Source organism: Pseudomonas sp. G5(2012) (genome assembly GCF_000408945.1).
Taxonomy (GTDB): Bacteria; Pseudomonadota; Gammaproteobacteria; order Pseudomonadales; family Pseudomonadaceae; genus Aquipseudomonas; species Aquipseudomonas umsongensis.
Window position 1 is genome coordinate 1 of record NZ_APIO01000203.1, and the last position, 7871, is coordinate 7871.

Genomic DNA, 7871 nt, shown 5'->3' on the forward strand with positions numbered 1-7871 from the left:
ATAAGTGGCCTTTACCGCAGAGATGGATATGTACTCAGACAACAATCTCCCACAGGCGTTGCTCAGGGCGTAAGGAGGCAAGAAGATCAAGAGGTCTGTTAACTTGATCCACTACACCCCCACCCATCATGGTCAATACTCAAGGATTGAAGCCAAGCCAAACAACCGTCGTCTCTATCCAACGGGAGGTTTGTCATGTCGGGTCAATCTCGCTTCATGCTGGTGACTTCGCCGCTGATGGAACACAGCCCTGCTTTCGACCGGGCGACCGCGCTGGCCAAGGCGGAGGGCGCGGCGTTGCACATCGTGGCCTTCGACTATCTGGAAGGCCTCGCCACGGCTGGCATGGTCAATGAGAAGGCGCTGGAACAGATGCGCCTGGGTTACGTCGATCGCCACCGTCAGTGGCTGGAAGACCAGGCCCGGCCCTTGCGCAAAATCGGCGTAACCGTCACAACGGAAGTAACGTGGGTGCAAAACCCGCTGGAGGAAATCCTGATTCACCTCAAGGAACAGCCGATGGACGTGCTGATCAAGGCGCTGGAGCACCAGTCGTTGCTATCGCGGCTGATCTTCACCCCGCTGGATGTGCATTTGCTGCGTGAGTGTCCGGTGCCGTTACACTTCGTCAGCCACGCGATCAACGCGCTACCGCGCAAAGTGGTCGCAGCCATCGACCCCTTCCATCGTGATGATCACTACAAGACTTTCAACGACCGCATCCTGCACGAAGCCACGAAACTGGCGACTGCGTGCAACGCCGAACTTGATGTGGTCTACGCCTACGACCTCTCGTCCATCAGTTCGGACGAGTTCGGCTTTGACAACGGCTCGGCGTTTTTTTCCTCGACCAAGCACAAGACTCTGTATGACGCGCAGCTGGAAGCCTTCAACGAACTGGCCCAACGCAATGGCATCGCCGAAGCGCAACGGCACATGATCATGGGCAACCCGGCCAAGGTTTTGACCCGCTTTGCCGATGCGTTCAATGTCGACGTAATCGTCATGGGCCGTCTCGGCCATCGCGGCATGGGGCGCCTGATCGGCAGCACGGTGGAGCATCTGCTATACAAAATGCCCTGCAGTGTGTGGGTGGTGTACACCGAGCGGCTGGATGAATGACCGCCCGGTGTATCGCCCCGTAGGAGCCGGGCAAGCCGGCTCCTGCAGCTTCAACGCCTGGTGATGACCACCTCCAGGTATTCACTGGGCACCACCATCGACCTGTCGCCCGCCCGGTTCAGGCGGTTGAGCAGTTCGGTCAGGTCGTCTTCCAGGGCCTTGGCGCCATCAGGGGGCAGCGCCGCGAAGGCCTTGTGGATCGGACCGTACCAGCTGCGGAAGGTATCGATGAAATGCTCGGCCGAGCGATAGCGGAAGTTGAAGGTCCGGCGCGTCACCTGCACCAGGAAGTCGCGCTCGTCAAAGTGCTTGTGCAGCCAGGCTTCAGTGCCCCACTGCGAGGGCGGTTGCGCACCTGGCGGTGGTGGCATGTGCCGGCCGAGGGTCTTGAACATCTGGCCGACGAAACCTTCCGGCGTCCAGTTGGCCAGGCCGATCCGGCCGCCGGGGCGACACACTCGCGCCAGCTCTGCGGCGGCCTTGACCTGATCGGGTGCAAACATCACACCGAAGGTTGAGAGCACGGCGTCAAAACTGGCATCGGCGAAAGGCAACGCTTCGGCGTCAGCCACCTGGAAGGTCACGTTCAGGCGTTCCGCACGGGCACGGTCTTCGCCACGCTCGAGCAATGCAGCCACATAATCGGTGGACACCACCCGGCAACCGCGACGCGCGGCGGCAAGGGTCGCATTGCCATTGCCGGCGGCAACGTCCAGCACCTGTTCATCACACAACAGGTCGCAGGCCTCGGCCAGTTGCTCACCGACGATCTGCAAGGTAGTGCCGATCACGGCATAGTCGCCACTGGCCCACGCGGCCATTTGGCGGGTTTTCAAGGCAGTAAGATCAATGGGTGTACTCATGGAGGCAATCTCTGGTTTGGAACAGGATCGGGCACACGCTCACTCAGCCGTGGTGGGGTCGATGATGTTCATGACCTGGGAAATGCGATTAGCCGGGAAACCGCCCTGCCGGGCATGCTCCCTGATGAGTTCCTCGTTTGGCGCGATGTACACGCAATACAGTTTGTCGCCTGTGACATAACTCTGCAGCCATTGCAGGTCTGGCAAATCGCGCAACACCTTGCAGGATTTTTGCGAGACAGCTTTCAAATCCCTTTCTGACAGTGCTCCGGCGCCTGGAATCTCGCGTTCAATGACGAACTTGGGCATGGCAACCTCACTTTTTCTTATTGATGACAGGACCGGCGGCCCTGTGTGCAAACTATCTCTCCGTCGCTGATCGGCGTCCTGTCCGATCGTCGGCCAACCCTGCCCGATCGTCCGGAGAATGCACCTTGGGCCGTGACGCGCTCACAATCAGAAACCCCCGCACGGGAAAACACCCATGGACGCCCTGTCACAGACCCTGCGCGTCGTCCGCCTGGTCGGCGCGATTTTCATCAACGCCAGGTTCACCGCCCCCTGGTGCTATCAGTCGCCGAGCGCCGACACGGCGGCACCGTTCCTGGAACCCGGCGCCGAACGGGTGGTGATCTTCCACTTGATCACCGAAGGCGAGTGCTACGTCGAACTGGGCGATGATCCTCCGCTGCTGCTCAACCCCGGCGACGTGGTGATATTCCCCCAGGGCCATGCCCATCGCATGAGTTCCAGACCGGGTTTGACGCCCGCCAGCGGTGCGCGGCTCGACGAGGTGCTGGCGCGGCGCCCGCGGCAGTTGAGTTATGGCGGTGGTGGTGCAGTGACACGCCTGGTGTGCGGCTACCTGGCCTGCGACACGCGTTTGGCCGGCATGTTGCTGGCAGGTCTGCCGCCGGTGGTCAGGGTCAATGTGCGCGGTTCGAACGCCGGCATCTGGCTGGAATCTTCGGTCCGTTATGCCCTGGCCGAAGCGCGATCGCCAAGGCCCGGCGGCGAAGGCGTGCTGGCGAAACTGGCCGAGGTGCTCTTCATCGAAGTACTGCGCCTGTACATGCACGAACATGGCGAGGGGCGGACCGGGTGGCTGGCCGGTGTAAGCGACCGGATCGTCGGCGCGGCCCTCAACGCCTTGCACAAGAAACCCTGCCACGCCTGGACGCTGGATGAGCTGGCGCGCACCGCCGGCACCTCTAGATCGGTCCTGGCAGAACGCTTTGCGCAACTGGTGGGGGTCACGCCGATGCAATACCTGACGCAATGGCGGATGTTGCTGGCGGCCAACCTGTTACGCAGCAGTAACAGCTCGTTGATGCGCATCGCCGAAGAGGTGGGGTACCAGACCGACACGGCATTCAGTCGCGCGTTTCGCCGTGAGTATGGCGCGCCGCCGGCGGCGTGGCGGCGTAGTCAGGGCAATCGATCAATGGCTCACGGTGAGGTGAGCCATTGATATCGCAAAAAGATCGCAGCCTGCGGCAGCTCCTACAGTGAACGCATACTCTGTAGGAGCTGCCGCAGGCTGCGATCTTTTGACTTCAAGCCGCTGGAACAGCGGTCTTCGCCTCTTCAAGCAATTGCTGGATCATCTTCTCCTGAGTGTCATAACTACCTTCACCAAAGTGCGTGTACCGCACCTGGCCCTTCGCATCGATCAGGTAGTGGGCAGGCCAGTACTGGTTGTCGAAGTTGCGCCAGATCGCATAGTTGTTGTCGATCGCCACCGGGTAGGTGATGCCGTATTCCTTCACCTTGTCCCGGACGTTGTCGATGATGCGTTCGAACCCGTACTCCGGGGTGTGCACACCGATCACCACCAGGCCGTCTTTCTCATACTTCTTCGCCCAGTCCTTGACGTACGGCAGGGTGTGCTTGCAGTTGATGCAGTCGAAGGTCCAGAAGTCCACCAGCACCACTTTGCCCTTGAGCGATTCGTTGGTCAGCGCTGGCGAGTTGATCCACTCCACCGCACCGGCCAGCGACGGCATCGCGCCTTGGGCGTTGTCCATGGACTCGGCCTTGACCTTGCTGACGAAGTAATCGACGACTTTCGGCACGGTTTCCAACAAGCCTTTTTCGACGCTGCTGATACCTTGCGACGAGGTGTTGGCCAGCAGCACATCATTTGCTCCGGTGGCAATCACCGCTGCGCCGGCCAACACCGCCACACCGGCACCGCGACGCAACCAGCCAGTGACCGGGATCGACGGTTTCAAGCGATTGACCAGGCCACGACCGGCGAAGATCAAGGTGCCCAACGACAACGCGCTACCCAGGCCGTAGGCCACCAGCAACAGACTGGTCCCGGCGTTCGCGCCCTGCAGCATTGCGCTGGTGAGAATCACCCCGAGGATCGGCCCGGCGCAGGGTGCCCAGAGCAGGCCGGTAGCGACACCAATCATGATCGAACTCAGCGGGCCGGACATTGTGCGGCTGTTGGGGTCGATGCGATTGCCCAGCGCCACGAATGGACGCGCCAACCAGTCGCCGACCCGTGCGGAAATCAGCGACAGGGCGAACACCACCATCACGATCAGTGCCACATGACGGCCGGTGTTGCTGGCCTGGATCACCCATTCACTGCTGACCACCGCCAGGCTGGAGATCAGGGCAAACGTCAGGGCCATGCCGCCCAGGGTCAGCAGGATCGAGGAACGCGTGCGGTCGGCCCCGGCGAACAGGAAGGGAACGACCGGCAGGATGCACGGGCTGAGGACGGTCAATATGCCGCCCAGGAAAGCGATGAGTAACATGGAGATCACCTTGCAAATAGAGGGGGGCAATTCACACCCGTCCCCTGTGGGAGCGAGCCTGCTCGCGAAGAGGTCAGCACATTCAAAATCGCTGCCGACTGACCCTCAGCCTTCGCTAGCAGGCTCACTCCCACATGGATCGGTGGTGTTCTGGATTCACGCGTTGTGTTCTTCCAGCCACTTGCCCTGAGACGTGTGACTGGCGCCGTTTTCTGCCACCACTTGCCCCTGAGGCGTGCGGTTGTAGCCGTCCTCGGCGAGGAAGGCGTCAGCGCCCTTCTGCGCCACCGGAGTCAGTTGAAAGCAGGTGCTGCTGCCGCAAGCGTTTTGCTCTACTGCGGCGTTGGCATGGGCCGCGGCACCGGCGACGGAAAAGGCAATGGCGGTCAAGAATCGGCTGATGGTGTTCATGGCTGTGTTCCTGTCTTCAAAGGGCAATGGGTGTTCGCCGGACTCAGTTGTCCGAATTGCAGTTGTCAGCCAATTTGCGGTAGTCCAGGACCTGGGTCTTGCTCTGGGAATCCAGGTAGGTCAACTGGGCATTCACCACACCGCAGGAAGGCGCAGAGTCCTGTTTCAGCGACAGCACTTTCTTGATGTCCAGGTGCGAGCCATAGCTGTAGCTCATCGGGGTAACATCAGCTTCGGCGCGGGCCGACAAGGTGCAGATGTTCAGGGCGGCAAACAGGCAAGCGGCGTAGATGGCTTTGGTGTTCATGGCGGTTTCCTCAAGGTTCATCGTTTGTGGGTAGAGGCGCTTGGGTTTGCCTCGATGGAACCTATTAGAAGCCTGCGAGGTATCCCGTATGTGTCGGGAACCGGCGCGTGTAAATCGGTAAGTATCTGGACCGCTGCGCGATACAGAGGGATACAAAACCCCTGGAAATGGCCGTTTTTGCCTCGGTATGTATCCGCTGACAGGCCAGATACACTGCAATACAAAGGACGGCGGGCGAGCGGGCCAAGGCTCGATAGACTGTGCGATATCCCCCACTGACAGAGGCAAGTCCCCATGGAGCACGTCGATCACATTCTCATCGTTGACGATGACCGCGAGATACGCGAGCTGGTGGGCAACTACTTGAAGAAAAACGGCCTGCGCACCACGGTCGTGGCCGATGGAAGGCAGATGCGCAGCTTCCTTGAATCCACGCCGGTGGACCTGATCGTGCTGGACATCATGATGCCGGGCGACGACGGCCTGATGCTCTGCCGCGAGTTGCGCGCCGGCAAACACAAGGCCACGCCGGTGTTGATGCTCACCGCGCGCAACGACGAAACCGACCGCATCATCGGCCTGGAAATGGGCGCTGACGACTACCTGGTCAAGCCCTTCGCCGCCCGTGAACTGCTGGCGCGGATCAACGCCGTATTGCGCCGCACGCGCATGTTGCCACCGAACCTGGTGGTGACCGAATCCAGCCGCTTGCTGGCCTTCGGTCGCTGGCGCCTGGACACGTCCGCCCGGCACCTGCTCGATGGCGACGGCACCATGGTCGCCCTCAGCGGTGCCGAATATCGGTTGCTGCGGGTGTTCCTCGATCATCCGCAACGGGTGCTCAATCGCGACCAATTGCTCAACCTGACCCAGGGCCGCGACGCCGACCTGTTCGATCGTTCCATCGACCTGCTGGTCAGTCGCCTGCGCCAGCGCCTGTTGGACGACGCCCGCGAGCCGGCCTACATCAAGACCGTACGCAGCGAGGGCTACGTGTTTTCCCTGCCGGTGGAAATCGTCGGGGCGCCAGCATGAACCTGTCGCTGCGCTGGCCCCGCACCCTGGCTTCGCGTCTGTCGCTGATCTTCCTGATCGGCCTGATCCTCGCCCAGGCGCTGTCCTTCGGTGCGCAGTACTACGAGCGCTATGAAAGCTCGAAAAACACCATGCTCGGCAACCTGGAAACCGACGTCTCGACCTCCATCGCCATCCTCGACCGCCTGCCGGCGCCAGAGCGTGCGAGTTGGCTGCAGCAACTGGATCGGCGCAATTACCGCTATCTGCTCAATGAAGGTTCACCCGGCACCGCCATGGACACGGACATGCCCGAGGCACCGATTGCCATGACCTCGATCAAGAATTCCATCGGCAAGGACTACCCGATGACCTTCAGCGATATTCCCGGGCCTGCGAAGCACTTCCAGGTGCACCTCAAGCTGTCCGACGGCAGCCCATTGACCATCGATGTGCGGCCCTCGATGGTGCCGCTGTCGCCCTGGCTGCCCATGGTGCTGCTCGGGCAATTGGCGCTGATGATTGCCTGCACCTGGCTGGCCGTGAGGATCGCCATCCGCCCCCTCACCCGCCTCGCTGAAGCCGTGGACACCCTCGACCCCAACACCCACCCGGTTCTGCTGGACGAAAAAGGCCCGACCGAAGTGGCCCACGCCGCCAAGGCCTTCAATGCCATGCAGGCACGCATCGCCGCCTACCTCAAGGAACGCATGCAACTGTTGGCGGCGATTTCCCACGACCTGCAGACACCGATCACCCGGATGAAACTGCGCGCCGAGTTCATGGACGACTCGGTGGAGAAAGACAAGCTGTGGAACGACCTGGGCGAGATGGAACATCTGGTGCGAGAAGGCGTGGCGTACGCCCGCAGCGTCCACGGCGCCACCGAAGAAAGTCGACGCACCGACCTGGACTCGTTCCTCGACAGCCTGGTGTTCGATTACCAGGACATGGGCAAGCAGGTGCAACTGAGCGGCAAAAGCGCCAGCGTCATCGACACCCGCCCCCACGCCCTGCGGCGAGTGCTGGTGAACCTGACGGACAACGCGCTCAAATTCGCCGGCGCTGCGGAACTGCTGGTTGAGAAGAAAGCCGATGGCAGCGTGTCGGTGAAGGTCATGGACCGCGGCCCGGGCATCGCCGAAGCGGAACTGGCCCAGGTCATGCAGCCGTTCTACCGCGTAGAAAATTCGCGCAACCGCAGCACTGGCGGTACCGGGTTGGGGTTGGCCATCGCGCAACAGCTGGCGTTGGCGATCGGGGGATCGTTGACCTTGAGCAATCGCGAGGGTGGTGGCTTGTGTGCCGAACTCAAGTTGCGTGGGTGACACCTGCTGATCGTTCCCACGCTCTGCGTGGGAATGCCGCCAGGGACGCTCCGCG

General features: G+C 61.4%; 9 protein-coding genes. 4 read left to right on the top strand and 5 right to left on the bottom strand.

Annotation, left to right across the window (positions count from 1 at the left end; translation table 11 throughout):
* The first annotated feature begins 195 nt into the window (after positions 1-195).
* A complete protein-coding gene (locus PG5_RS32565) occupies positions 196-1122 on the top strand; it encodes a universal stress protein (protein ID WP_020801339.1) in 927 nt (308 codons plus the stop codon).
* A 50-nt stretch (positions 1123-1172) separates the two neighbouring features.
* Here PG5_RS32565 and PG5_RS32570 read toward each other — a convergent pair whose 3' ends face one another.
* Both PG5_RS32570 and PG5_RS32575 read right to left on the bottom strand, forming a co-directional pair.
* Positions 1173-1985 (bottom strand): class I SAM-dependent methyltransferase, encoded by an 813-nt coding sequence (locus PG5_RS32570; protein WP_020801340.1) that lies wholly within the window; start codon positions 1983-1985, stop codon positions 1173-1175.
* A 39-nt stretch (positions 1986-2024) separates the two neighbouring features.
* Positions 2025-2294, bottom strand: coding sequence for a DUF4242 domain-containing protein (locus PG5_RS32575; RefSeq protein ID WP_020801341.1), 270 nt, complete (start codon positions 2292-2294; stop codon positions 2025-2027).
* 175 nt (positions 2295-2469) lie between these two features.
* On the opposite strand from PG5_RS32575, the gene PG5_RS32580 reads away from it, so the two are divergent.
* Positions 2470-3456: an AraC family transcriptional regulator gene (locus PG5_RS32580; protein ID WP_020801342.1), complete on the top strand. Its 987-nt coding sequence runs from the start codon at positions 2470-2472 to the stop codon at positions 3454-3456.
* A gap of 85 nt (positions 3457-3541) precedes the next feature.
* On the opposite strand, the gene PG5_RS32585 is transcribed toward PG5_RS32580, so the two are convergent.
* The 3 genes from PG5_RS32585 to PG5_RS32595 all read right to left on the bottom strand — a co-directional run bounded on the left by PG5_RS32585 (position 3542) and on the right by PG5_RS32595 (position 5474).
* A complete protein-coding gene (locus PG5_RS32585; RefSeq protein WP_020801343.1) occupies positions 3542-4756 on the bottom strand; it encodes a cytochrome c biogenesis protein DipZ in 1215 nt (404 codons plus the stop codon).
* 156 nt (positions 4757-4912) lie between these two features.
* On the bottom strand, positions 4913-5167 hold the full coding sequence (locus PG5_RS32590; protein ID WP_020801344.1) for a hypothetical protein: 255 nt from the start codon (positions 5165-5167) through the stop codon (positions 4913-4915).
* A gap of 43 nt (positions 5168-5210) precedes the next feature.
* The gene (locus PG5_RS32595; protein ID WP_033045036.1) at positions 5211-5474 is read right to left on the bottom strand and encodes a DUF2790 domain-containing protein; all 264 of its coding nucleotides are present in this window, start codon (positions 5472-5474) and stop codon (positions 5211-5213) included.
* 294 nt (positions 5475-5768) lie between these two features.
* Here PG5_RS32595 and PG5_RS32600 point away from each other — a divergent pair, with 294 nt between their 5' ends.
* Together PG5_RS32600 and PG5_RS32605 are read left to right on the top strand one after the other, a co-directional pair.
* Positions 5769-6509 (top strand): response regulator, encoded by a 741-nt coding sequence (locus PG5_RS32600; protein WP_008063067.1) that lies wholly within the window; start codon positions 5769-5771, stop codon positions 6507-6509.
* Complete coding sequence (locus tag PG5_RS32605; RefSeq protein ID WP_020801346.1) at positions 6506-7816, top strand: ATP-binding protein; 1311 nt, start codon at positions 6506-6508, stop codon at positions 7814-7816. The genes PG5_RS32600 and PG5_RS32605 overlap by 4 nt, the downstream gene beginning before the upstream one ends.
* The last annotated feature ends 55 nt before the right edge of the window (positions 7817-7871 follow it).